This is a genomic window from Psychrobacter sp. Sarcosine-3u-12, from assembly GCF_002836005.1.
Classification (GTDB): domain Bacteria; phylum Pseudomonadota; class Gammaproteobacteria; order Pseudomonadales; family Moraxellaceae; genus Psychrobacter; species Psychrobacter okhotskensis.
Genome location: NZ_PJBY01000110.1, coordinates 153,992 through 179,450 on the forward strand (window position 1 = coordinate 153,992; position 25,459 = coordinate 179,450).

Sequence of the window (25,459 nt, forward strand, 5' to 3'; positions counted from 1 at the left end):
ACGGTGCTTTTTCAACGAAGCCGCCTGTTTTTCATGAAGCTGTACGTCTCTAATTAGGTCTATGCTTCTGATAAATTAGATTGTACATTTTTGATAAAAACGCACCGTGGTTATAGATAGTCATTCATTAGATTCATACCATTTGCTTTACGATAGTTTTGTAACCATTCACGGTCAAGCTCTAGACGACCGGTCTAATTCATGTACAATGCGTGCAGATGTTTAGAACACGCATCACGAATTTTAGTTTTAAAAAGTAAGACATACACTCTACAACCTTTAGGAAAATTATGAACAACTTCCAATATTACAACCCAGTACGTATCGTTTTTGGTGAAGGCCAAATCAAACAACTATCAGAGCTCGTCCCTACTGATGCTCGCGTCCTCATTACTTACGGTGGCGGCTCAGCTCAGCGCACTGGTACTTTAGATGAAGTTAAAGAAGCGTTAGCAGCCAGTGGCAATCGTGAAATTTTTGAGTTTGGTGGTATCGAGCCCAATCCAGAATTTGTGACTTTATTGAAAGCAGCTGACATGGTCAATGAACATAACATTGACTTCTTATTAGCAGTCGGTGGCGGTTCAGTCATTGATGGCAGTAAGTTTGTCGCGCTTGTGTCTTCATTAACTGAAGAAGATGGGTCTGTCTCACGTGAGCAAGCATGGGATGCATTGACTAGCTATTGCAGAAATATCGACTCTGCCGTTGATTTAGGTGCTGTATTGACCATTCCAGCAACGGGCTCAGAGATGAACTCAGGCGGTGTCGTCAACTATAGCGAACGTCAGGCAAAACTGCCCTTTGGTAACCCATTGGCCTTCCCTAAATTCTCAATCTTAGATCCAACGAAAACCTTAACATTGCCTGAACGTCAAGTAATGAACGGTGTTGCAGATGCCTTTGTCCATGTTATGGAGCAGTATTTGACTTACCCAGTCAATGCAAAAGTGCAAGATGCTTTCGCTGAGAGCTTACTAAAAATCTTGATTGAAGAAGGCCCTGCCGTCAAAAAAGATCCAGAAAACATGGAAACGCGTAAAAACATCATGTGGACCGCGACCATGGCATTGAACGGTCTGATTGGTACTGGTGTGCCACAAGATTGGACGACGCATATGATTGGTCACGAACTAACTTCATTGCACGCCATTGATCATGCACGTACGCTCACCATCGTCTTACCCTCAGTGCTACGTGAGCTAAAAGACAGCAAAAAAGACAAACTGCTCCAGTATGCACGCAATGTCTGGAACCTTACTGATAGCACTCAAGACGAAGACACCATCATTGAGACAGCGATTGTCAATACTGAGAACTTCTTCCGCGAGCTTGGTTTACCAGTCAGTTTAGAAGATGCTGAATTAGACCAGTCAGCAATTGACCCTATTATTAAGCAGCTCGAATCTCATAAAATGGTCAAACTGGGTGAGCACGGCACGAATGATCTTGACGTATCACGTCGCATCTTAGATCGTGCAGTGACCAGCAAAGCTTCGTAACCAATCAACACAGTAAACGAATGCTGTCTGAGATTGAATGGTATTTGGCTGAAACAACAACGCTCAAAATATTGATAGCCAAAATACCACTTTTTAGAATACCAGTATCTTTAATGACTGCAGTAACAGTAGCTATTCAAATATGAGTAGTTACTGCCCTTTTAATCCGCCATTAGCTTTCAACAAGCAAAGAGTCAATAACTATTAAAAAACGACTATGCAATATCTAACCGTTAAACCGTTAACTGTCTAAATATTAGTCATTAACTGACCATCAACATCTAACACTTAATAAATAAAAAAGGGGCTTCACTATGAGCTTTGACAATAATTTTAATGAGCAACAAAACCAAGCAACAAACCGTCAAATTAAACTGGCCAGTCGTCCTCATGGCGCGCCAAAAGCTCACAACTTCGATATGGCTACCAGCGATATCCCAACGCCAAATGACAATGAAATGCTACTGCGTACGGTTTACCTATCATTAGACCCGTACATGCGCGGACGTATGAGCGATGCCAAAAGCTACGCTGATCCCTTAGAAGTCGGTGACGTAATGATGGGTGGAACGGTTGCCCAAGTCGTTGAATCTAACATTGATAAATTTGCCGTCGGTGATTTGGTGGTATCAAATTCAGGCTGGCAGGATTACAGCGTCAGTGATGGCGAAGGCGTGTTGAAATTAGATAAAGATATGCCAAACCCTTCTTATGGCTTAGGCGTCCTCGGTATGCCGGGCTTTACCGGTTATATGGGTTTGACCGATATCGGTAAACCACAAAAAGGCGAAACGCTAGTCGTCGCTGCTGCAACCGGTCCAGTTGGTGCAACCGTTGGTCAAGTAGGTAATCAGTATGGCGTACGTACGGTTGGTATCGCCGGCGGCGTCGATAAATGCAATTTCGCTGTCAATGAGCTAGGCTTTGACATCTGTATTGATCATAAAGCGGATGACTTCGCTGAGCAATTAAAAGCTGCCTGCCCAGACGGTATCGATATCTATTATGAAAACGTCGGCGGCAAAGTGTTTGATGCAGTGATTCCATTACTAAATGCTCATGCACGTATCCCAGTATGTGGTCTGGTCTCACAATACAACGCGACTGAACTGCCTGATGGTAAAGATCGCTTGGGTATGCTAATGGGTCAAGTATTGGCCAACCGTCTAACCATCAAAGGCTTTATCATCTTTGAAGAGTATGGCGATCATTTCCCAGAATTCTTGAAAACCATGAGTAAATGGGTAGAGTCAGGCGATGTGAAAACTAAAGAATATATGGCTGAAGGCTTAGATGATGCGCCAAATGCCTTTGTCCGTATGCTCAATGGCGATAACTTTGGTAAAACTGTCGTAAAAGTAGCTGACGTCGAGTAAGTGACGTTAATTAAGTCATTAAATAACGACTTCACAACATAATTCGTTACGACAACTACTGAAAGTGACATATTAACCATGAATACTGTTAGCAGTCATTGCTAATGACAATATTAAATTAATTAAGTACGAATAATTAATTCAGTATAAATAGTTAAGCATGACTGCTAATACTCAATAATTTAAAAACAACATCAACAATAAATAAGGACACTTATGAATATTTTAATGGTACTAACCTCACATGATCAACTAGGCGATACTGGTAAGAAGACAGGCTTTTGGCTAGAAGAATTTGCCGCCCCTTACTATGCGTTTTTGGATGCTGGTGTCAATGTAACCCTAGCCTCTCCTGCTGGCGGTCAGCCACCTCTTGATCCTAGTAGCGATACTGAAGATGCGCAAACGAAAGATACGACGCGCTTTAAAGAAGACTCTGAGGCGCAGAAGCATCTTGCCAATACCAAAAAACTTGCTGATATGAAAGCGGAAGATTTTGACTCAGTATTTTATCCAGGTGGTCACGGCCCATTATGGGATTTGGCAGTGGATAAAAACTCTATTAATTTGATTGAGACGTTTGTGAAGCAAGATAAGCCGGTTGCTTTTGTTTGTCACTCTCCTGCTGCCCTCAAAAATGTCAAAATCGATGGCGAATATTTAGTGAAAGGAAAAACAGTCACTGGCTTTACCAATTCAGAAGAAGAGGCGGTTGGCCTTACCGATGTAGTGCCGTTCTTAGTAGAAGATGCGCTGATAGCCAATGGCGGTAATTATGAAAAAGCAGCTGATTGGGAATCGTTTGTGGTAGAAGACGGCTTGTTAATCACAGGTCAAAACCCAGCATCGTCAGAAGAAGCCGCTAAGCGTTTGATCGCAAAGCTTAACGGTTAATCCAATTGACAAAGTAAAGAAGAGTACTATTATGATTCGACTGCATCATCTAAACCAATCACGCTCGCTACGCATTTTGTGGCTGCTAGAAGAGCTAGGCGAGCCTTATGAGGTTATTAGCCATCAGCGCGATGCTAAAACGCATCTGGCACCTAATAGCTTAAAAGCCGTACATCCCCTTGGTAAGTCACCGGTCATCGAAATGGATGGTGAAATATACTCGGAGTCAGGTGCCATTACTGAATTGTTGATTGAGCGTTTTGCGCCAGATCGTTTGCGCCCTGCTCCTGATAGCACAGATTATGGCCATTATCTACAGTGGATTGATTTTGCTGAAAGCTCGCTAATGTTGCCATTAATGCTTGAATTGTTTACCAAAAAAGCAGGTATCAATGACAATGAGTTTTTGAACGGTTATATAGAGACAGAAAAAACCAGACTGTTCAAGTATTTAGATGCAGCGGTCGAGGGTAAGTCTTATATCGTCGGCAACCAGCTTAGCGGTGCTGACTTTATGTTGTCATTTGACTTAATTATTTTGGCCAGTCGTCAGAAATTAGACAACTATCCAAATATTAAGCAGTATGCATTACACTTGGCCAGTCTTGATAGTCATCAGCGTGCTATACGCTTAGAAGCCAAATATGACGAGACCGTTACTGATTAGACAATGTTACCAAAATGCAATGTTGCTAACAGGCAAAACGGTAAGCAACCATAAAATTTATGATAAAATAGCCCAAACTCAGCTTGGGCTATTTTTCTCATTTTATCACTCTGATGATAGCGCTGCCCATTATGGGTAGCAATACCCCAGTCTTGTTTTGTCCAGTCTTGTTCTATCCAACCACGCCGATCATCTTACGCCCATGAATACTGAATACAAATTTAAGCCGCATGAACAGCCAATGATGGTTGGTTCTCCTGCCAACCCTGATCATCCTACACGCCGTAAACTATGTTATTTAATGATCGGAATTTTTATTGGGATAACCGCCAGCTTTCAAAATGGGCTATTGGTGGCAAACCTGTCCCAAATTCAGGGCGAAATGGGCTTAACACCAGTCGAAGGTGGTTGGATATCTGTCAGCTATAATATGACCAATGCTTGTATTACGGTGCTACTGTACAAAATTCGCCAGCAATTTGGCATGTCACTCTTTAGTAAAATTACCTTGTTTTTTTTATTGGCGGCCACGAGTTTGCAGTGGTTGGTCAGTAGCCATCTATTGAACGCTACCAGTATCCAAATTGATCCTTATTACTTAGAAATCATTGCTAGAGGACTCAGTGGTATGGTTGCTAGTGGCATGACCATATTAGGCTTATTCTATTGCTTGCAAGGTATGCCAACCGTCAAACGTACTAGTGGCTTGATATTAGGCTTTGGCTTGGTACAGTTTGGAATTCCCTTATCACGGATTATCTCACCCTATCTCGCTGTCGATGGTCAGCTTGAAAGCTTGTTTTTATTTCAATTTGGTTTGGCTTTGATTTGTTTTGGACTCATTAATATATTAGAGCTACCACCGGGCAATACTGAAAAAGTATTCGAAAAACTGGATTTTTTAAGCTTTGCTTTTTTTGCCAGTGGTCTTGCAGCATTGGCGGTGTTTTTAGTACAAGGCCGTATACAGTGGTGGACAACACCTTGGCTGAGCTACCCGCTCATCATTGCAAGCGTCAATATTAGCATTGCACTATGGATTGAGACTCACCGAAAAAACCCAATGCTACAGGTGCGCTGGATGCGTAGTCGCAACATTATTGCTTTTATGACAACGGGTGCGGTCATGCGTATCTTGCTATCCGAGCAAAGTGTTGGCGCTGCCGGACTACTGGCCAATCTTGGCTATGGTAATGATCAGCTGGTCACTTTTTATGCTGTGATATTAGCAGCCAGTATCTTGGCATTGGTCATTAGTATTTTTAGTACCAATCCAATAGATTTGCGTCGACCTGTTATTTTTGCAGTGGCGCTAATCGCTCTAGGTTCTTGGCTGGATACGGGTGTATCGATTAACTCGGCGCCGACGATGTTTTATTTTAGCCAATTCCTCATTGCTTTTGCCGCAGTGTATTTTATGGGTCCTCTGGTTTTTGAAGGGTTTTTACGAGCCATTGCCAGTGGCCCTGCGTATATTATTAGTTTTTCAGTGATTTTTGGTATTTCGCAGACGGTGGGCGGGCTTGCAGGAGCGGCGGCTATTCAAGCTTTTACCACTATTCGCACGCAAGTGCACTATGCCGATATGGTCAGCTCACTCAACTTAGGGGATCCTGAGTTAGTAGCACAAGTTGCAGGCGCAGGTAGGGCTTTATCAGGTCAAATAACAGATTCTACCCAAGCCAACGTTGCTGCCATGGGACAAGTTCTGCAAGGCATCCAGCGGCAAGCTACCGTCGCAGCTTACGATGACTTGTTTTTTCTTATGGCCAGTATTGCGACTTTGTCGGCTGTTATTTTATTGATAAATTATCTCTATAACCGTTATCACAAACGTAATCCCCTTGCTAACGAGCTGGCTGTCATTGCCAAAATGCGTGAAGGAAAATAGCGGCTTTAAATGCCTTAATTTTTGCTCGCCATCTTGCATAACATCATCGAAATATCGAACATAATTGTTATATTTATTCAAACTTTAGGAGCGCGTCATGAGCAAAGAAAACCCCAGTGAGCTTAACCAAAAATCTCAGACGCCAACTGACGCGCTGCTTAATACGACCCTTAATACAGCTAAAGTAAAAGTAACTGCCTCTCCAAAAAATAATAACGAATCAGTAGAGCCTGAAATTGCCGCTACCGACTCGAATAAAAAAGCGGATATCAATACAAATAAAAATACAGATAAATCGGCTGTCGATAGCCAAAATACCAGTGATAAACCACCAATGCCGCCCAAAGAGCCGATTGTGGCAGCCACTGGCTGGTCACCTATGAAAAAATCCTACCTAAATCTAGGTTTATTGATTGCCTTAATACTCATTGGCGTGGCATTGATTTTATATGCATGGAAGCTACCGCCTTTTACCCCGACTTTGCAGCAAACGAACAATGCCTTTGTGAAAGGGCAAACAACCATTATTAGTCCGCAAGTATCTGGCTATGTCACCGAAGTAGCCGTACAGGATTTTGCCCAAGTAAAAGCGGGTGATTTACTAATAAAAATAGACGATCGCGCGTTTCAACAACAGCTTGAGCAGGCGCAGGCCAATATTGAAGTGGCGGTTACCAACCGCTCTAGCAATGCTCAGGACACACAAACCAGCCAAGCACAGATTGAAGCACGCGAAGCGGATTTATATAGCGCCAAAGTGAGTGTCGATAGTGCTCGTGAAGATGTCAATCGCTATCAGGGTTTAGATGCCATCGGCGCGGTATCAAAGGCAGAAGTGGCTCATATAAAAGCACAACTTGCACAAGCGCAGGCAGGCGTTCAACAAGCTGAAGCGAACTTACAAGCAGCTCGTGAAAACCGTAAAAAGACCAGTGGTAGCCGCGCTTCGCTCGATGCCAATATAAAAAATGCTGAAGCAGCTCTCAAGCAAGCGCAGATTAATGTAGACAACACCATTATCACCGCCCCTGAAGCCGGACAGTTGAGTCAAGTCAGTGTCAAAGAAGGGCAATATGTCAGTGCGGGTACACAGCTCATGTACATCGTACCCAAAGGCATTTGGATTATCGCAAATTTTAAAGAAACGCAAGTTGCTAATATGGCTATTGGTGAACCTGCAACCATCCATGTTGACGCGCTGGGTGGTGCCAAATTTAGTGGTCATGTCAGCAACATCTCACCAGCCACTGGCAGTGAATTTAGTGCTGCAGCTGCCAACCCTGCGACGGGCAACTATATTAAAATTGCCCAGCGTATCCCCGTGCGCATTGATTTAGACCAAAATCAGGCTGCCCTTACCCAATTACGTCCCGGTATGTCTGTTTCGGTCGATGTCGATACCAATATTAAAGCAAAAAACTAGGGTCTGTTGAACATTCAAATATTAGGACTGCTGATTGCTAAAATCGTCCCAAACCTTTTATCAAATCAGGCGTAAACCGACGATAATGTCGAGACCTTAGCTAGGTTTACAACAACGTTTGGGGTGATTTTAGTATCAGCCTTTCAGGGCAGGGCTATTTTTTGCCAATACATAGCGAAATTATCTAACCTAGAACGACTAGGCGTCAAAAATTTCACTGCGTATTGTCTAAAAAATAGCCACTGCCAGTGCCACATTTGAATGTTCAACAGACCCTAAGACTGCTGATATCCATTTTTCTTGCTTGCTGTGCCTGCACAGACAGAGGTCACAAAAAAATGATATCAGCAATATCGTCGCGTTTTTAGTATATCTTGACTATAGAGCATAGTGAATACACTCCAGCATAAAAAAACCACTTTAAATACCAATATAACTGGATTTAAAGTGGTTTTTTTAGCATTAAAACAAGCTGAAATATATCAGTCTTACACTTATTCATTTAACTTTATGGTAGTAAACGTTTAGTTGTCCAACTGGCATTATTCTGTTTGCTATCTTGGGTATACACAATGCGGTCATGCATACGATTGGCACGGCCTTGCCAAAACTCAACTTGCTCAATGGTAATCTCATAACCACCCCAAAATGCTGGCACTGGCACTTGGCTATTGTCTGGATAGTCAGCTTGTAGCTGATTAAAGGTCTGTTCCATGACGTCACGGCTGGCCACTTCACCGCTCTGTGGTTGGCTGACCCATGCGCCTACTTGGCTATCGTGTGGACGCTTTTGAAAATAAGCAGCGGATTTTGCAGTATCAATCTTAGCAATAGAACCACTGATACGAACTTGACGTTCAAGCTCATGCCAAAAAAACAGCACTTCTGCATTGGGGTTTTCAGCGATATCTTGACCTTTGGCACTTTCATAATTAGTATAAAAAATAATGCCATTATCGGTAATCTCGCGCAGTAATACGATACGTACACTGGGCTTGTTGTCTGCCCCACATGTTGCCAAACTCATGGCGTATGGTTCTTGCACTTTTTGTGCTAGTGCCTCATTCATCCACGCTTTCAATAGCTCAAATGGTGAGGTGGGTATTGACTGTTGATCAAGTGTGCCCTTCTCATAGGAGAGGCGCTGATCGGTAAAGTCCATGCTCATACTGCTTCCTTATTATTCATATTCTTATTGATGACGATTATCAGTTTTTTACTGACTGTTGTCATGTTATAAATATCGATTAACCCAATACCGTTTTGATTTGCTCAGCTAAATCATTTGCCATAACGTCACACTCTATCTCATCATCTGATTCGACCATCACTCGAATCATTGGCTCAGTACCCGATTGACGAATTAGTAAACGACCACGACCCTCTAGAGTGGCACGGGCTTTATCAAAAGCGGCGACCAGCTCTTTGTGCTCAAAAGGATCTTGCATAGTAGATAAGCGTACATTAACCAGTTTTTGTGGCAAGACTTCAAAACCTTCTGTGAGATCACTTAGGGCTTTATCCTGCGCTTGCATGACAGCCAATACTTGTAAGCTTGCAATAATAGCATCGCCCGTACGACTTTTGTCTAAGCATAATATGTGCCCAGATGGTTCGCCGCCTAGTATCCAGTCATTAGCTGCAAGCTCTTGCATAACGTAACGATCGCCTACTTTAGCACGGGTAAAGGCAATATCCGCCTCCTTCAATGCCAACTCTAGGCCCATGTTAGTCATGAGCGTACCAACCACTCCCGCTGCAGGTGTTTTGCCTTGAGTAGCAAGCACGTATAAGATGCCGTCGCCATCAACCAACTTACCGGTTTCATCGACCATCACGATACGATCACCGTCGCCATCTAAGGCAATACCGACATCTGCTTCATGCTCGAGCACGGCTTTTTGTAAACTCTCTGGGTGGGTCGAGCCACAGTCAGCATTAATATTGATACCATCCGGTGTATTATTGATAGCAATCACGTTGGCGCCCAGCTCGCGCATGACTCTTGGGGCGACGCTGTAACCTGCACCATTGGCACAATCGACCACGATGGTCAGATGATCTAAGTCGTACTGATAAGGGAAACTGCCTTTACAGAACTCAATATAGCGACCCTTGGCATCATCAATACGGTTGTTTTTACCTAATTTTGCTGGATCAAGAATAGGCATGAGCGCATCATTACTATCAGAAGAAGCCATCATGGCTTTTAATTTATCATTGATGGCATTTTGCATCGCATCGGTCAATTTTTTGCCATCCCCTGAGAATAATTTGATGCCATTGTCATAGTATGGGTTGTGCGATGCGGAAATAACGACACCAGCATCCGCGTTAAAGCTACGGGTGAGATGCGCAATAGCTGGTGTTGGTAATGGTCCTACCATATACACGTCAACGCCTGCCACATTAAAGCCTGCTTGTAGCGCACCTTCGATGACATAGCCTGATAGACGAGTATCTTTGCCAATGACCACGCTCGGCTTACGAGTAGGATTGTCATTGTTTTCTATGAGCACCAGTCCAGTCACATAGCCTAATTTTAAAATAAAATCAGGGGTAATCGGTAATTCACCAAATTTTCCGCGAATACCATCAGTGCCAAAGTAGCTCATTATAAATGTTCCTCAAGTCTAAAAATGAAACGCCAGACGGGCGCGTAGGCAAGGCAATAACCAGTATATTCTATTTGTGTATTTTACAAAAAAAACAGCCAACAATGACGGGGCATTGTTGGCTGTTTGTATCTTGATGTCACTATCCTACTGTCTGTCAGCAATTATCAACGTCAGTAGGACTACAGAATATGAATTAATCTACTCGATAGTTCGGGGCTTCTTTGGTAATTTGCACATCGTGAACATGCGACTCTTTCATCCCCGCAGACGTCACCTTAATGAACTGTGGTTTGGTACGCATATCTTCGATAGTCGCACAGCCAGTATAGCCCATTGATGAGCGTAAACCACCAACCAACTGATTGACGATGCCTGCCACTGGTCCTTTATAAGGAACGCGACCTTCGATACCTTCTGGAACCAGCTTTTCTACCCCATCTTTGGCATCTTGGAAATAGCGATCTGATGAGCCGTTTTGACCTGACATCGCACCTAAGCTACCCATACCGCGATACGCTTTATAATAACGACCTTGGAATAGCTCAACTTCGCCTGGCGCTTCTTCGGTACCAGCCATTAGTGAGCCGACCATGATACATGAAGCACCGGCCGCGATAGCTTTTGCCATATCACCTGAGAAGCGAATACCACCATCAGCAATCAATGGAATACTGTCTTTCAGGGCGCTGGCTACATTATCAATGGCCGAGATTTGTGGCACACCAATACCCGCGATAATACGGGTGGTACAGATAGAACCAGGGCCAATACCGACTTTTACTGCATCAGCGCCCGCATCACGTAATGCTAGAGCGGCATCACCGGTTGCGATGTTGCCACCGATGACTTGTACGTGAGGGAAGTTTTTCTTGATCCAAGAGACTTTTTCAATCACGCCTTTTGAATGTCCATGGGCGGTATCGACCACGATAACATCGACGTCAGCAGCGATTAAGGCTTCAACGCGCGCTTGCGTATCTGCGCCAGTGCCGACAGCAGCGCCAACCCGTAGGCGACCTTGCTCATCTTTACACGCATTTGGATTATTCTCAGCTTTGGCAAAGTCATTGACCGTAATCAAACCGCGCAGACGAAAGTCTTCATCAATCACGATCACTTTTTCGATACGGTGCTCATGCAGCAATTTTTTGATATTTTCATTGCTTTCACCTTCTTGCACGGTGACTAGCTGCTCTTTTGGCGTCATGATATGGCTAACTGGTAACGACAAATTGGTCTCAAAACGCCAGTCACGATGGGTCACGATACCAACGACTTTATCAGTACCCTTCTCTACCACTGGTACACCTGAAATATTATTGTCTTGAGTCAATCTTAATAATTCACCAATCGTCATTTCAGGGTGAACGGTAATAGGATCAACCACGGTTCCTGCTTCGAATTTTTTGACGCGGCGTACTTGCGTGGCCTGCTTATCGATATCCATGCTTTTATGCAAGATACCCAAACCACCTAGCTGTGCCATGGTAATGGCCATTTCAGATTCGGTGACCGTGTCCATAGCAGCCGAGATTAATGGCAAATTCAGTGTGATACTTTTGGTCAGACGCGTGGACAGATCAGCAGATTTTGGCAGAATTTCAGAGTAGGCTGGTAACAATAAAACGTCATCAAAGGTAAAGGCTTCATCGACAATTCGTAACATACAGACCCCTAGTGGTGGTTATTTTGATGGGTGGGATTTTCGCATTAAGACAATCAATCAAGATCACCATTATGACTTTACGACGTTCAACCCTTATTTATGAAAGGCTTTGAATCATAGAGCTTTAGATAATAAGCAATGTACCAGTTGTTATTTGTCATTAGATATTTTTTATCAGTAAACAAAAGCACTGGAAAACAGCTATTGATTTATCAGTGGTAAGAAGACACAAATACTGCAACCTCTTATCTTTAATCGCTCAGTTATCCCTTAAAAATAACGCCATATTATAACAAATAAACAAGCAAATCGCATGCTTATTTGTTAGCTTATTTTAACATCAATAGTTTGTCTGTTTTTGCCACTTTGCTTGCTGTCCACTATACCTATTGACCGTTCCAACTTATACGCTAGTGTCTTTAAATATCAAGCGCTCAGCGGGGAGATAAGCTTGCTGTTCAGCATATAAATAACTTAACATCTGCTCGCGTACCTGACACTCCAACCGCCAAGCGTTGATAGGACTATCAGACGCTTGGCTACAGCGTAATTTTATGGTGTTTTCGGACACGGATACTGTATACATTTCAGGCTCAGTTTCACCGTCCCATAAGTCGTTCGCTTTGACCAGCTTGATATATTGTTGCCTGATTGCTTCGATATCAGCGCCATAGTCGACGTAGAGATAAATAACACAGGTTTGATGCGAGTCTGTATGCGACCAATTCTCTACGATTTCGGTGACGAAGTGGCGCATTGGAATAATCAACCGACGCTCATCCCAAGTCTGCAGAACCGCATAGGTATAGCCCAAATCCTCTATCGTCGTCCACTCACCTTCCATCATTACCGTATCACCAATACGCACTGGCTGAGTGATGGCAACCTGCATACCAGCAATGACATTACCCAATATCGGCTGAGCGGCGATACCGATAACGGCACCAGCAATACCTGCGGAAGTCAGCAAGGTCTTACCCAATCCTTGAATATTGGTGAACTCACTGAGGCCAATCCAAATACTACCAAGGATCATGACGAAGATAAAAATGCGGCGAAATATAGAAACGTAAGTACGGCGACGACGACCTTTATCAAACTGCTCGTCGCCTAGATTTTCAATCTGCAAATCTTTGTAGCGATTGGCAAAAAAATTAATCGCTCGAATACCCAGCCACAACGCGCTAAAGACCAATCCCACCCAAATGATCGGACGTGTCGATGAAGCGACCGCATCCAAGTAAGGAAAACCGCCCGATACCAAGGTAAATACCGAGGAAAAACTGATGGTAAAGGTCAAGGGTACCGTCAACTTATTGACCAAATCTTCCACGCTATTATGGTGAACCGTACCCAGCCGATTGCCTTCTTTATCTCTAACATACCAATTAAGGAGCTTGCCTGCGCCTTTACTCAATAACCAGCCAACCCCCATGGTAAATGAGAAGAAGATAAGTAATGCTAAAAACTCCCAGATGGCGATACTAAATAACTGTAATTTTGTCCACGCCGGTAAATAACGCTCAAACTTTGCAGGATGATATTGCTCATAGAGGTTATCGATATTACCAACCGTTTGGGCAGAAAATATCCAAAAAGGCGCACTATCATCAATGCGCACACGCTCCAAATGTATCGGTACGCGACGTTCACGATAATCGATATAACCAAGCTGAATGGAGCGTCTAGGAATCCCTTGAATACTGTTGGTGCTGCCAAGCGGTGGCTCAATCAAACCATCAGGACGGTCTGGCAATTTATCAAAAACATAGAGTTTTTTTTCAACCAACAAAAAATCAAGCTGTTTGGCCAGCTCAATCGCCCGATTACGCTGCAACTTGTCATCAATGAGGTTCATATTGAGTGCATAAGCGGCCAAGTCATACTGCTGCTTCATGACGGCTGACTGAAAAAACTCTAATGTGGCAAGCGGCGTAGATAAATTCGGTGGTTCAGCTAACGGCGGCAATCCTGCATTTAGCTTGTTTAAGGAATAATAGCTTTCGTTATAATCACCAGTGAGACCAGTATCTCCTTGCAGTATGCCTGCCTGCTGCACGGCATCCTTGTCTAAAGGATTGAAGGTTTCTTCTGCAATATCTGAGACACTAATGCCGTCTTGTTTGAATTGATCAATTTTCTGCGCTGTATAATCTATCAGGTTTTCTGGCTTTGCCATCTCAGTATTTTTTGTAGTGTCTTGCCTATCAACTGTTGTATCGCTACTGGTTGCCGCATAGGCAGGAAGATAAAACACACTGCATACCATGACGAGCATGCTGAGTAAAAGTGTCAGTCTACTATGATGACGCATAGCATTGTCATCGATACCAAAATCTTCAATGGCATCAGATTTATGATTGACGTTTTTAACTGGTGTATTATTTAGAGAATGAAAGGAATTTTGCATACGAAAAGTCTTGGCCTCGGTGTGTTTCTAACCTAATGCAGTCTACAAAAAAAAGCCAGCGCAATGCTGACTTAATTTATTAGTTGACGTACTTTATTGTTGATAGCTTCTATATTCAGCAAAGCACTATTAAACACAGCACTATTAAGCACGGCGCCAAGTCGTGCCAGCTCGGCTATCTTCAAGCTCGATGCCCGCCTCTTTTAATTGCTCACGCACCTCATCGGCACGCGCAAAGTTTTTATTGGCTTTAGCCTCTGCACGCTCAATGATTAATCCATCAATAGTCGCATCAGTTAAATTATCATCGGTTTTATCGCCAATGACTGCTTGTAGGAACTGTGACACTGGTTGCTGCAAGATATTTAGTACCTGTGCCAAGGCTCTGAGCTGCTGCGCCCATTGCCAAGCACTCTCTAAATCTTCAGCTTTGATGGCTTTATTAATATCACGTGCCAGCCCGAACAAGACACTAATCGCCGTTGAACTATTAAAATCATCATTCATGGCTTTGATAAAATCTTGTCCAGCAGGGCTGCTGTAAGCGTCATTTATTAAAGAATCATTAATCGTCAATTCCTCACCTTTTTGCTGTTCAGCAACTTTGAGCGCTTGGTATAGTCTGCTTAGGCTATTATGAGCCTCATCTAACGCACTATCCGAGAAGTTTACTTGGCTACGGTAATGGCTGGATAATAAAAAGAAGCGCAGCGTTTCAGGATGAAAATGTGCAATAACATCACGAATTGTGGAAAAATTACCTAATGACTTAGACATTTTTTCGCCATCGACGTTGATAAAGCCGACGTGCATCCAGTTACGTGAATACTCGCAGCCAGTCGCTGCTTCAGATTGAGCAATCTCGTTTTCATGGTGTGGAAATTGTAAATCATGACCACCGCCATGGATATCAAAGGTATTGCCTAGGCACTTGGTCGACATCGCCGAGCATTCAATATGCCAACCTGGACGTCCTTGACCCCACGGTGATGCCCATTGCGGCTCATGAGGTTTAGCCGCTTTCCATAGGACAAAATCAAACGGGTTGCGTTTGTCGTTTTCGACATCAACGCGCGAGCCTGCCTGCATATCATCGAGATTACGTTTTGATAACTTACCATAATCTGCAAAGCTATCTACAGCATAATAGACATCGCCGTTATCGCCAGCATACGCATAATCGCCGGTAACTAACGTCTCAATCATTTGTTGCATCTCATCGATATGGTCAGTCGCACGCGGCTCGGTATTAGGCGTCAAGCAGCCAAGGGCTGAGAAGTCCTCATGCATTGCTTTAATAAAGCGCTCAGTCAATGCACTGATAGCCTCGCCGTTTTCATTCGCGCGCGCGATGATTTTGTCATCAATATCAGTGATATTGCGCACATAATTAACGTCATAACCTATTTGTGTTAGCCAACGTACTGCCATATCAAAGCCAATCATCATCCGCGCATGACCAATATGACAATAATCATAAACGGTCATGCCGCACACATACATACCTACTTGCCCGGCTTTAAGTGGTACAAACTGACGTTTACCGCCCGTCAGTGAATCATAAATGGCAAGCTGAGACATCGCATCGGCAAGAGGTGTGGTCATGGTATAAAAGCCTTTTAATTAGAACAAGATAGATAAATTGAGATGACGATAAAATATGAGTATCGTACTATTAGCCACTAACCGCGACTAATAAGATTATAAACTTGAAAGTTACCGCTTTATAAACGCTTTATAAAACTTAACCCATTATCTTAGCGAAATCGGCTGGAAAATACTACAATGAGCGCGCAACTAACCCTATTCAATGATAAAAACCGTTAAGGATGTAGAAATGGCCAATCGCTTAAGCAAAATATATACGCGCACCGGAGATGATGGTAGCACCGGTATGGCAGATGGCAGTCGCGTAAGTAAAGCCGACAATTTATTTAGCGTAATGGGCGATATCGATGAGCTCAACTCACACATCGGCTTGGTACGGGCACACTTAACACAAGCTACTGATAATGAAAACGCAAACCAACAACATCTGCCTGAACGCTTACAACAGCAAAAAGAGTTAGACTTTGCTCAAGCCTTGGTCATAATTCAGCATTTATTATTTAATATCGGCGGTGAGCTCGCCATGCCAGAATATGAAGGCGTTAATGCCAGCCATATTGAATGGCTAGAACAACAAATTGATGCGATGAACACAACTCTGCCACCGCTCAAGGACTTTATCTTGCCGACAGGCTCACTATTGGTCAGTCAACTACACGTCGCGCGTACGGTTTGCCGCCGCGCTGAGCGCCAAGCGGTACTATTGCAGCAAGAGCGTCCAGCAGCGATTCGCAGTACTGCCGTTAGCTTTATCAATCGCTTGTCTGATTGGTTGTTCGTTGCCGCGCGTTTTTGTACCGACCCTGCCCAAGTCTCTGAGGTGCTGTGGGACAATCAAGTCTTGCAAGATTTTGCTAATGATAAATAGTCACCCATAGCATAAAGGCAAATGATGTAGTTTTACTATAGCAATCCCACCTTATCCAAAAAGGTTAGTTCTATAAAAAAGCCCGCTACGTTAATGTAGCGGGCTTTTTTATAGTTGTATCACGTAGCAACTGCTGCGTTTTTATGACTTAATAAGTAGCACTGTCATCTTCAATGATGACCATATCAATGCTCTCATCATTAGGTACTAATTTTGGCGAGGTTTGGGTTGCCGGTTTTTTGGTGTCAGTGCTTGGCGCTGCTTGATTATTTTCTGTAGCACTGCTCTGACTGTTATTTTGGCTACTACTTGGATTGTTAATAGTCGGTGGCGTAGCAGGCTCAGCTGGACGAGCAGGGGCCGTCGGCGTCACAGTTCTTGGCTGACGGGTTGGCGCTGATTGATTGTTGTTATTATTGTTCTGTGCAGTGTCACGGCGACGCTCAGCCTGTTGAGCGGCACGCTGGGAACGTTGCTCATCAACTGCTGACTTAAATGCAGATCCTGCCATCACATCTGCCACCACAGTCAATAATGCCGGTTGTCCAGCAATACGGGTACGAACTTGACCACCTTGAGTACCAACGACATAAGTAAAGGCGTCGTCAACGAGCATATTATTATTGATACGAATATTGTTTTGCGCTAAGCGAGACTGCAAGCTTGGCTGGTTACCGGCTGCTTGTACTTGACTGGCCTGGTACAAATCTTCGCTTGGCAGAGTCATGCTAACGCTTGCCTGACAAGTGGTCATGCCGTTGTTATTGGCTTCTTGTAAGATCGCTGCATTTTGTACGTCAATGACAATACCATTGATTTTGTCAGTGACAACACCACTATTTAGACTGATTTCTGCCTCATTGACATAATTGGCAGCCAACGTTTGAGCCTGCTGATTGAGCGTGTTTTTTAGCGCGGATTTCAAGCGGTCTTGTACCATCGGATCATCACAACTGACGGCAGGCGTGATGACATTATCGTCAACTGCTGGCTGTTCTACTGTTGCCTCTGTCGTCTCAGCGCTATCGTCTTTATCTGAGCGATCACAACCTGTCACGGCCAAACCACATATCAGACTAATACCGGCGACGTGCTGCCATTTGATCCACTTGCTTTTTGTTGCGCTCATACTCAATTTGCTCCCAATTTACTAATTCTTACCGTCAGCGATGGACAGTATTTGACATTCAGATCGCAACACTTGCCGCGATAGATTTGAAAATCACATTATTATACGGTGTTTAAATGAGATGGTCATTAGTGTGACCCCTTGCTGTACAAATAATGTCTTACATTGTGCCCAAAACCTATGTTTGGTTGCAAAAACATAACAAATACATACTTATATCATCGCTAAGAATATTTAAACAAGGGCTTAATTCTAGCGGAAACTTGCAACAAACTATTCCTGAAACAACTTTCAAATATTAGCTTACTTTTCAATATCACAACCCTCTAAGACGGTATTTAATCCAAAACTATTTTGCAAATTTCGTTAGATTCTGTCGGTTGGACGCTATATCATTACTCGTAAAAATAGCCGACAGTTCCTCATTATGATAAATCTTAACAATACACTTTTACTCGGTCATCGCGGTGCGCGTGGTGAAGCAGTCGAGAATACCTTAGCAGGTTTTGAACACGCTCAACGTCTCAATCCTCAAGGTTTAGCAGGGGTTGAGTTTGATGTACAGTTGAGTGCGGATGAGCAATTAATCGTATTCCATGACGACAATCTACAACGCATGTGTGGTCAGCAATCGCGCATCGATCAATTAACGCTCGCTGAGATTCAGCGCTATCGTCAGGATAAACACCCACTTATTACTTTAGACCGCGCATATCAAGCATTGACCAATTTTAGCTATATAGAGCTTGAGATAAAGACTCATGAGCGCACGGATTACGGCAAATTAATTAGAGCATTAATGCACGATTTAATCGATAGTCCTCTTGCCAGCTTGCCTATAGCGCTGACCAGCTTCGATGTCGAACTACACGCGCGGTTGCAACGCAATAAAACCTTACAACACATTCCGCGTGGCTTACTGATTCGCACCCCTAAAACTTTGCTAAGCGCACCACAAACTGCCCTGCAACTTGGCTGCGTCCAGCTAGGTATTCACTATCCATTGCTGACTCAAGCTGTCATTAAGCACTGTCATCGTTATCACCTGCCAGTCAGCGCGTGGACCGTCAATGATAGCGAAACGATTAAACAGCTTATTACGTGGCAAGTCGACGTCATCATCACCGATTATCCAACCTATTTTCTCACGCGCTAAGTAAGGGAGCTTCTTACCTATCTTTTTGTCATATTTCAAAAAACTTGCTTGAAAATGGCTTAAGAAAGCCAGCTAATTAATTGGCTCGATAGTCATTTATACATTTTTATCGCACACATATTTATCTTTTTACTTACACTTTCACTTAATTGCTGATAAGTAAGGGATTATTTGGGTTAATCGCTACCATAACTCCTACAAGTTATTGTTATTTAGAAATATTTTTCTAGTGTATAACTGTTCACTTTACTGGTCTTTTAGGTTAATATGGAGGCTGAAATTAATATCATTAGGAATATTACATGATTGCTAAAAAAGTAATAGGCTTACCACTTAAGGGCTTGCGTTTCGCCATGAAGTCGGGTGATTCGCTTATACAGCATGCTGGTACTCAGGCGCTGCGCGTGAAGACGTGGCTTGATACTGGCAAAAGCAAAACTGATGAGGCTGCCGATACGCAGTTTGCGACGACGAGCGGTTATAAAGATGCCAATGCAGTCGCTAACTATGAGGGTATCGATCCGCTTGAGCTTGAATTTCAAAAGTCGCCAATCAACTTGGTTCCAGCGATTTTTCTAATTGCGACGCCTATTGCTGCTGCCGTCATTACGCCATGGTACCTGTTGACCCATCAAGTTAGTGCGCCAGTTTGGGGTGTGTTTGGTGCCTTTATGGTGTGGACCGGTATTAGTATCACTGCAGGCTATCACCGCCTACTGTCGCATCGCGCTTACAAAGCCCATCCCTTGGTAAAAAACTTCCTATTACTTGGCTCAACCCTTGCGGTTCAAGGCTCTGCTTTTGATTGGGTATCGGGCCACCGTACGCATCATCGTCATGTTGATGACCGCATGGAAGATCCTTATTCAGCAAGACGTGGTTTTTGGTTCAGTCATATCGGTTGGATGTTACGCAATTATCCTAGTGGTCGCTTTGATTATAAAAACATTCCTGATTTGACCAAAGATAAAGTGCTACAGATTCAGCATAAATACTATGGTTTATGGGTACTGGCTACCAACGTGGCGATGGTTGCGGCAGTTGGTTGGTTAATCGGTGACGTTTGGGGCACGCTCGTATTGGCAGGTCTACTGCGTTTGGTGCTGACCCACCACTTTACCTTCTTTATCAACTCGCTATGCCACATATTTGGTACGCGTCCTTATACAGATACCAATAGTGCACGCGATAACTTTTTCCTTGCTATCTTTACGTGGGGTGAAGGCTATCATAACTATCATCACTTCTTCCAATACGACTATCGTAATGGCGTGAAATGGTGGCAATATGATCCAACTAAATGGCTTATCTTGGGCTTATCTAAACTTGGGCTAACCAGTGAATTACGCACGGTTGACGACACCACCATTAAGCATGCTGAAGTGCAAATGCAGTTCAAAAAGGCTCAACAGCAGATTGATAATGCTACTGCAAACGGACTTGATATTCCGCATGCGATGAAGAGTTTCCAAGATCGCATCAAGTTTGAATATGATGCCTTTACGCAAACGGTCGAAGAATGGCAAGCGCTAAAAGCCAAAACTATTGAGCTGAAAAAGACCGAGTTTGCTGATCGCTTGCATGAAGTTGAAGAGATGCTAAAGCACGACTATGCCAAAGTTGAGCAAAAAATACTGGCGCATAACAGCAATCTAAAAACGGCGTTTCGCTCTATCGGTCAAAGTCCAAAAGCGGCGTAAGCGTTTATAGATTTATTATCTTAGCTTTTATTGTACGTTTCTCCTGCCCTCTATCTGTAAAGATAGGGGGATTTTTTTGTTTAGCGTTTATTCACAGCACTTATTTATCTGCAAGGCGCATGAAATCGGACAGGATTAATTAGGCAAAATTTGAAGGTATAGATTACAAGAGATGGACAGAGCGAAACGCTGCAATGGTAAGGCTATGCTATAGTAAGTTACTCACTTTATAATTCGATTTTATCAGCCGATGGGAAAGCCTTGTATGCGCTATCAAAACACCTACGTCAATCTAGACACACGTCTCTATCACAAACAACCTCCTACACCGCTAGAAAATCCACGGATTGGTCACTTCAACCTGCAGGTGGCACAGCAATTGGGCTGGGCAGATGATGAGGATTTAATGGCGCGCTGGGTTGAGATACTCGGTGGTCAATACTTGCCAGCAGATTTTGAACCCTTAGCCATGGCTTACGCGGGTCATCAGTTCGGGCAATGGGCAGGCCAATTGGGTGATGGGCGCGGCTTACTGATGGCACAAGTGCTCGATAATAATGATACGTTGCAAGACTTACATCTTAAAGGTATCGGCCTAACGCCTTATTCGCGGATGGGTGATGGGCGCGCCGTGTTACGCAGTACTATTCGCGAGTATTTATGTGGTCATGCCCTCACTCAGCTAGGTATCCCGTCTTCCAATGCCTTGGGTTTTGTGGTTTCAGATACTCGGGTACGTCGCGAGCGTGTGGAAGCAGGTGCGGCATTGATGCGGGTGGCTGACAGTCATATTCGCTTAGGTCATGTCGAGTGGATTGCCAGCTTCGCCCCTGATTTACTCAATGAATTTACCGATTATATGATTGATACGTACTATCCAAAGTGCCGCCAAAGCGAGACACCCGTGTTGGCATTTTTGACCGCCGTGGTTGAGCGTACCGCACGAATGATTGCGGACTGGCAGCTAATCGGCTTTGCTCATGGCGTGATGAATACCGATAACTTATCCATTACAGGAAGCACTTTAGACTTTGGGCCGTTTGGCTTTATGGAGCGCTTCGATCCGGCGTGGATTAACAACCATTCTGACCATACTGGGCGTTACGCTTATCAAAATCAGCCTGCTATCGGACATTGGAATCTCAATACTTGGCTACCGCATTTTATGCGCCTAGAAGGAGTCACCCGTGAGACATTGGCTGACTGTTTGGCGCCTTACGAGGCGACCTTTATGCAGCACTACCAACAGGGACTGTGCCGTAAGCTCGGTCTGCCGCACGAAAAAGAGAGCTTAACCTTGGCCTTTGAATGGCTCACCTTGCTCGAAGATAACTTACTCGATTATACCAATAGCTTTAGAGCATTATTGGCTCTCGTAGCACCAGATGATTATCCTCATGAGCAGCAGCTACTGTCTACCCTGACAGCAGAACTCACCGATGAGGCAAGTAAAGTTTGGCAAGATTGGTCGACGCGCTATCTGGCCCAATTACGGTCAGTGTCTGTCAAACAAGCGCTCGATAGCATGCGAGAGAATAATCCCGTTTATGTGCTGCGTAATAGCATGGCTCAGCGTGCCATTACTGCCGCTGAACAAGGTCAATTTGAAGAAGTTAATCGGGTGTTCGAGCTACTCGCCGACCCTTATAATGTTCAAGATATCGCTATCGAACTGGATAGTAAGCCGCCTACGCCTCATGCACCGCAAATGCCCATTAGTTGTTCGTCTTAATAAGCCTGCTATACTGTAATATTTTGAAACATAATAGGAATGGGGTTGATATTTGACTCCAATCTTTGGCATTATCAACGGGCTAAATGATGAATATCATTTAATTATATTATTCGCATAATTCACAGCTGTTGACTAGGCAGTGAAATGCCAATAATGCTAGAATGACTATTTTGCAGGATTGCTTTTTTTCGCTGCTATCTAAGCGCCGATACTTATCTTTTGCCGATACTTATTTTTTTAGTGTGACTTTACCCTCTTCTCATCATATCTCATGGTTTTTTGAGGGTTAGGCGTTAGTTTTTTTTATCACCATTTAATCTATTCCAATTTATTCCAACCATGGCAATTATTATGAATGACGATATCACTTTGAATACGGATAACCCTACTACGGAAAAAGAGCAGTTTGAACGAGCTGCCCTCCATTATCATGAGTTCCCAAGGCCGGGTAAAATCTCAGTTACGCCTATCAAGCAATTGGCCAATCAACGTGATTTGGCACTCGCCTATTCACCAGGTGTTGCCATACCCTGTCTTGAAATTCAAAGAGACCCAGCCTTGGCTGCCAAGTATACAGCGCGTAGCAACTTGGTCGGCGTCATCACCAACGGTACTGCCGTACTGGGTCTAGGTAATATCGGGCCATTGGCGTCAAAACCAGTGATGGAAGGTAAAGGCGTTCTATTCAAAAAGTTTGCAGGTATCGATGTTTTTGATATTGAAATTGCCCAAAACGATCCAGATAAGTTCATCGAAGCCGTCGCTTCTCTTGAGCCAACATTTGGTGGTATTAACTTAGAAGACATCAAAGCACCAGAATGTTTCAAAATCGAACGTGAATTGCGTAAGCGCATGAACATTCCCGTATTTCATGACGATCAACATGGTACTTCAATCATTGTTGCCGCTGCCATGCTCAATGCGTTGATTATCACTGACAAAAAAATTGAAGATATCAAAGTCGTCTGTTCAGGTGCTGGCGCAGCAGCAATCTCTTGCTTAGACATTATTTGTGCACTTGGTGTCAATAAAAACAATATCATTGTGTCAGATTCACGCGGTATCATTAGCACCAGCCGTGAAAACCTTGACGAAACAAAGCAACGCTACGCTCGTGACACGACCGCGACTACTATCGATGAAGTGATGGATGATGTCGATATGTTCCTTGGGCTATCTATGCCAGGAACTTTATCAGAAGATATGGTTCGTCGTATGGCAAAAGACCCTATTGTATTTGCCCTTGCCAACCCCACACCAGAAATTATGCCAGAGTTGGCACATGCTGTGCGTCCAGACGTCATTATGGCAACTGGTCGCTCGGATTATCCAAACCAAGTCAACAATGCCTTATGTTTCCCTTACATCTTCCGCGGTGCATTAGACGTCGGTGCCACAACTGTCAATGAAGAGATGAAAGTTGCCTGTGTACGTGCGATTGCTGCCATGGCGCACGTTGAAGCGACACCGACCACAAACGTAAGAAACATCGAATCGATGAAAAGTTTTGGTCGTGACTACTTAATCCCCGGTCCACTAGAGCCAAACTTAATCATTGAAATCGCTTCTGCGGTTGCCAAAGCGGCGATGGATTCCGGTGTTGCCACGCTCCCTATCACAGATCTTGCGGCGTATCGTCAACGTCTGTCTGAGTTTGTCTATAACTCAGCCTTCGTCATGAAGCCTATTTTTGCTCGTGCCAAAGCCGCACCAAAACGCATTGTTTATTGTGAAGGCGAAGACAATAACATCTTACTTGCGGTTCAGGTCGTCGTCGACGAAGAGCTGGCGCAACCTATCTTGGTTGGTCGTCCTTCAGTTATCGAAGCCAATATCGAAAAACTGGGCTTGCGTCTAAAAGATGGCGTGAACATCACTATCGTCAATCAAGATGACGACCCACGCTATAAAGAGTACTGGCAGGGTTATTATGAGAAGAACAAGCGTAAAGGCGTTAGTATTGAACTTGCCCGCCGTGATGTTCGTCGCAAGACCACATTAATCGGCTCACTATTGGTCGAAAATGGCGATGCCGATGGTATGATATGTGGTACGTTTAGCCATTATCAATTGCATTTAGACTACGTACAAAGCGTCATTGGCAAAAAAGAAGGCGTCAAAGATTTTTATGCGATGAATGCCGTACTTATGCAAGATCGCAATATTTTTATCGCTGACACTTATATCCATGAAGATCCAACAGCTGAACAACTGGCTGAAATGACCGTTCTGGGCGTTAATCAATTACGCCGCTTTGGGATCACGCCACGTGTTGCGCTCGTATCACATTCTAACTTTGGTACCTCAAACCGTGCCAGCGCGGTCAAAATGCGTAAAGTGTATCAATTACTAACCGATATGAATGTTGATTTTGATTTTGAAGGCGAGATGCAAGGTGATGCTGCTCTGAACGAAGCGATTCGTCTAGAAGATATGCCATCAAGCCCATTAAAAGGTGCCGCAAACTTGCTTATCTTGCCAACGCTTGATTCAGCAAACATCGCCTTTAACCTGCTCAAAACAGCAACTGGTAGCGCCTCTATTGGTCCTATTTTGCTCGGTGCGAATAAACCAGTCCATATCCTAACGCCATCAGTTACCGCTCGTCGTGTGGTCAACATGACTGCGCTTGCCGTGACGGAAGCTCAAGATCTAGAGAATGAAGCTCAGGATTTAAAGGACGAAGCTCAATGATAGTATGAGTACACTATTGAGACCGTCGCTATAATTTATTTATCGCGACGGTCTGCTATACTAAAACCAGTCAACGCTTTTAATAAAGCATTGACTGGTTTTTTTTGCTCAGTACCACTTCT

The 25,459-nt window shown here is 43.8% G+C and carries 17 protein-coding genes; 11 read left to right on the plus strand and 6 right to left on the minus strand.

What is annotated here, in order from left to right; genetic code table 11:
• Positions 1-290: 290 nt before the first annotated feature.
• From CXF65_RS14180 to CXF65_RS14205, 6 genes are all read left to right on the plus strand, one after another.
• Positions 291-1,502, plus strand: a complete 1,212-nt coding sequence (locus CXF65_RS14180) for an iron-containing alcohol dehydrogenase (RefSeq protein ID WP_025650671.1) — start codon at positions 291-293, stop codon at positions 1,500-1,502.
• Positions 1,503-1,816: 314 nt separating this feature from the next.
• Positions 1,817-2,878, plus strand: coding sequence for an NADP-dependent oxidoreductase (locus CXF65_RS14185; RefSeq protein WP_101212694.1), 1,062 nt, complete (start codon positions 1,817-1,819; stop codon positions 2,876-2,878).
• 216 nt (positions 2,879-3,094) lie between these two features.
• Positions 3,095-3,772 carry a type 1 glutamine amidotransferase domain-containing protein gene (locus CXF65_RS14190; RefSeq protein WP_025650673.1) on the plus strand — a complete coding sequence of 226 codons (678 nt, stop codon included), beginning with the start codon at positions 3,095-3,097 and terminating at the stop codon, positions 3,770-3,772.
• Between the two features lie 31 nt (positions 3,773-3,803).
• Positions 3,804-4,439: a glutathione S-transferase family protein gene (locus tag CXF65_RS14195; RefSeq protein WP_101212696.1), complete on the plus strand. Its 636-nt coding sequence runs from the start codon at positions 3,804-3,806 to the stop codon at positions 4,437-4,439.
• A gap of 202 nt (positions 4,440-4,641) precedes the next feature.
• Positions 4,642-6,330 carry an MFS transporter gene (locus tag CXF65_RS14200; RefSeq protein WP_101212698.1) on the plus strand — a complete coding sequence of 563 codons (1,689 nt, stop codon included), beginning with the start codon at positions 4,642-4,644 and terminating at the stop codon, positions 6,328-6,330.
• Positions 6,331-6,427: 97 nt separating this feature from the next.
• On the plus strand, positions 6,428-7,753 hold the full coding sequence (locus CXF65_RS14205) for an HlyD family secretion protein (RefSeq protein ID WP_025650678.1): 1,326 nt from the start codon (positions 6,428-6,430) through the stop codon (positions 7,751-7,753).
• 508 nt (positions 7,754-8,261) lie between these two features.
• On the opposite strand, the gene pdxH is transcribed toward CXF65_RS14205, so the two are convergent.
• The 5 genes from pdxH to cysS form a co-directional block, all read right to left on the minus strand.
• The gene (gene pdxH / locus CXF65_RS14210) at positions 8,262-8,915 is read right to left on the minus strand and encodes a pyridoxamine 5'-phosphate oxidase (protein WP_198552030.1); all 654 of its coding nucleotides are present in this window, start codon (positions 8,913-8,915) and stop codon (positions 8,262-8,264) included.
• 85 nt (positions 8,916-9,000) lie between these two features.
• A complete protein-coding gene (gene glmM / locus CXF65_RS14215; protein ID WP_101212701.1) occupies positions 9,001-10,368 on the minus strand; it encodes a phosphoglucosamine mutase in 1,368 nt (455 codons plus the stop codon).
• A gap of 196 nt (positions 10,369-10,564) precedes the next feature.
• A complete protein-coding gene (gene guaB, locus CXF65_RS14220; protein ID WP_101212703.1) occupies positions 10,565-12,037 on the minus strand; it encodes an IMP dehydrogenase in 1,473 nt (490 codons plus the stop codon).
• Positions 12,038-12,440: 403 nt separating this feature from the next.
• On the minus strand, positions 12,441-14,447 hold the full coding sequence (locus tag CXF65_RS14225; RefSeq protein WP_101212705.1) for a mechanosensitive ion channel family protein: 2,007 nt from the start codon (positions 14,445-14,447) through the stop codon (positions 12,441-12,443).
• A 144-nt stretch (positions 14,448-14,591) separates the two neighbouring features.
• Positions 14,592-16,052 carry a cysteine--tRNA ligase gene (cysS, locus tag CXF65_RS14230; RefSeq protein ID WP_101212707.1) on the minus strand — a complete coding sequence of 487 codons (1,461 nt, stop codon included), beginning with the start codon at positions 16,050-16,052 and terminating at the stop codon, positions 14,592-14,594.
• Positions 16,053-16,284: 232 nt separating this feature from the next.
• On the opposite strand from cysS, the gene CXF65_RS14235 reads away from it, so the two are divergent.
• Positions 16,285-16,923 carry a cob(I)yrinic acid a,c-diamide adenosyltransferase gene (locus CXF65_RS14235; protein ID WP_025650684.1) on the plus strand — a complete coding sequence of 213 codons (639 nt, stop codon included), beginning with the start codon at positions 16,285-16,287 and terminating at the stop codon, positions 16,921-16,923.
• A gap of 148 nt (positions 16,924-17,071) precedes the next feature.
• On the opposite strand, the gene CXF65_RS14240 is transcribed toward CXF65_RS14235, so the two are convergent.
• Positions 17,072-18,052: a hypothetical protein gene (locus CXF65_RS14240; protein WP_025650685.1), complete on the minus strand. Its 981-nt coding sequence runs from the start codon at positions 18,050-18,052 to the stop codon at positions 17,072-17,074.
• Positions 18,053-18,479: 427 nt separating this feature from the next.
• Here CXF65_RS14240 and CXF65_RS14245 point away from each other — a divergent pair, with 427 nt between their 5' ends.
• From CXF65_RS14245 to CXF65_RS14260, 4 genes are all read left to right on the plus strand, one after another.
• Positions 18,480-19,208, plus strand: a complete 729-nt coding sequence (locus CXF65_RS14245) for a glycerophosphodiester phosphodiesterase (protein ID WP_101212709.1) — start codon at positions 18,480-18,482, stop codon at positions 19,206-19,208.
• Between the two features lie 302 nt (positions 19,209-19,510).
• Entirely contained in the window at positions 19,511-20,908 is a 1,398-nt protein-coding gene (locus CXF65_RS14250; protein WP_101212711.1) for an acyl-CoA desaturase, read from the plus strand.
• A 265-nt stretch (positions 20,909-21,173) separates the two neighbouring features.
• On the plus strand, positions 21,174-22,640 hold the full coding sequence (locus tag CXF65_RS14255; RefSeq protein ID WP_101212713.1) for a protein adenylyltransferase SelO: 1,467 nt from the start codon (positions 21,174-21,176) through the stop codon (positions 22,638-22,640).
• Between the two features lie 354 nt (positions 22,641-22,994).
• Positions 22,995-25,337: an NADP-dependent malic enzyme gene (locus CXF65_RS14260; protein WP_198552018.1), complete on the plus strand. Its 2,343-nt coding sequence runs from the start codon at positions 22,995-22,997 to the stop codon at positions 25,335-25,337.
• Positions 25,338-25,459: the final 122 nt, after the last annotated feature.

Bases quoted from the DNA above. Each gene is read 5' to 3' on its own strand.
- guaB (WP_101212703.1), bottom strand. From the start codon at position 12,037: ATGTTACGAATTGTCGATGAAGCCTTTACCTTTGATGACGTTTTATTG.
- CXF65_RS14260 (WP_198552018.1), top strand. From the start codon at position 22,995: ATGAATGACGATATCACTTTGAATACGGATAACCCTACTACGGAAAAA.
- CXF65_RS14245 (WP_101212709.1), top strand. From the start codon at position 18,480: ATGATAAATCTTAACAATACACTTTTACTCGGTCATCGCGGTGCGCGT.
- CXF65_RS14200 (WP_101212698.1), top strand. From the start codon at position 4,642: ATGAATACTGAATACAAATTTAAGCCGCATGAACAGCCAATGATGGTT.
- CXF65_RS14180 (WP_025650671.1), top strand. From the start codon at position 291: ATGAACAACTTCCAATATTACAACCCAGTACGTATCGTTTTTGGTGAA.
- cysS (WP_101212707.1), bottom strand. From the start codon at position 16,052: ATGACCACACCTCTTGCCGATGCGATGTCTCAGCTTGCCATTTATGAT.
- CXF65_RS14190 (WP_025650673.1), top strand. From the start codon at position 3,095: ATGAATATTTTAATGGTACTAACCTCACATGATCAACTAGGCGATACT.
- CXF65_RS14240 (WP_025650685.1), bottom strand. From the start codon at position 18,052: ATGAGCGCAACAAAAAGCAAGTGGATCAAATGGCAGCACGTCGCCGGT.
- CXF65_RS14195 (WP_101212696.1), top strand. From the start codon at position 3,804: ATGATTCGACTGCATCATCTAAACCAATCACGCTCGCTACGCATTTTG.
- CXF65_RS14225 (WP_101212705.1), bottom strand. From the start codon at position 14,447: ATGCAAAATTCCTTTCATTCTCTAAATAATACACCAGTTAAAAACGTC.
- glmM (WP_101212701.1), bottom strand. From the start codon at position 10,368: ATGAGCTACTTTGGCACTGATGGTATTCGCGGAAAATTTGGTGAATTA.
- CXF65_RS14205 (WP_025650678.1), top strand. From the start codon at position 6,428: ATGAGCAAAGAAAACCCCAGTGAGCTTAACCAAAAATCTCAGACGCCA.
- CXF65_RS14250 (WP_101212711.1), top strand. From the start codon at position 19,511: ATGATTGCTAAAAAAGTAATAGGCTTACCACTTAAGGGCTTGCGTTTC.
- CXF65_RS14185 (WP_101212694.1), top strand. From the start codon at position 1,817: ATGAGCTTTGACAATAATTTTAATGAGCAACAAAACCAAGCAACAAAC.
- CXF65_RS14255 (WP_101212713.1), top strand. From the start codon at position 21,174: ATGCGCTATCAAAACACCTACGTCAATCTAGACACACGTCTCTATCAC.
- pdxH (WP_198552030.1), bottom strand. From the start codon at position 8,915: ATGGACTTTACCGATCAGCGCCTCTCCTATGAGAAGGGCACACTTGAT.
- CXF65_RS14235 (WP_025650684.1), top strand. From the start codon at position 16,285: ATGGCCAATCGCTTAAGCAAAATATATACGCGCACCGGAGATGATGGT.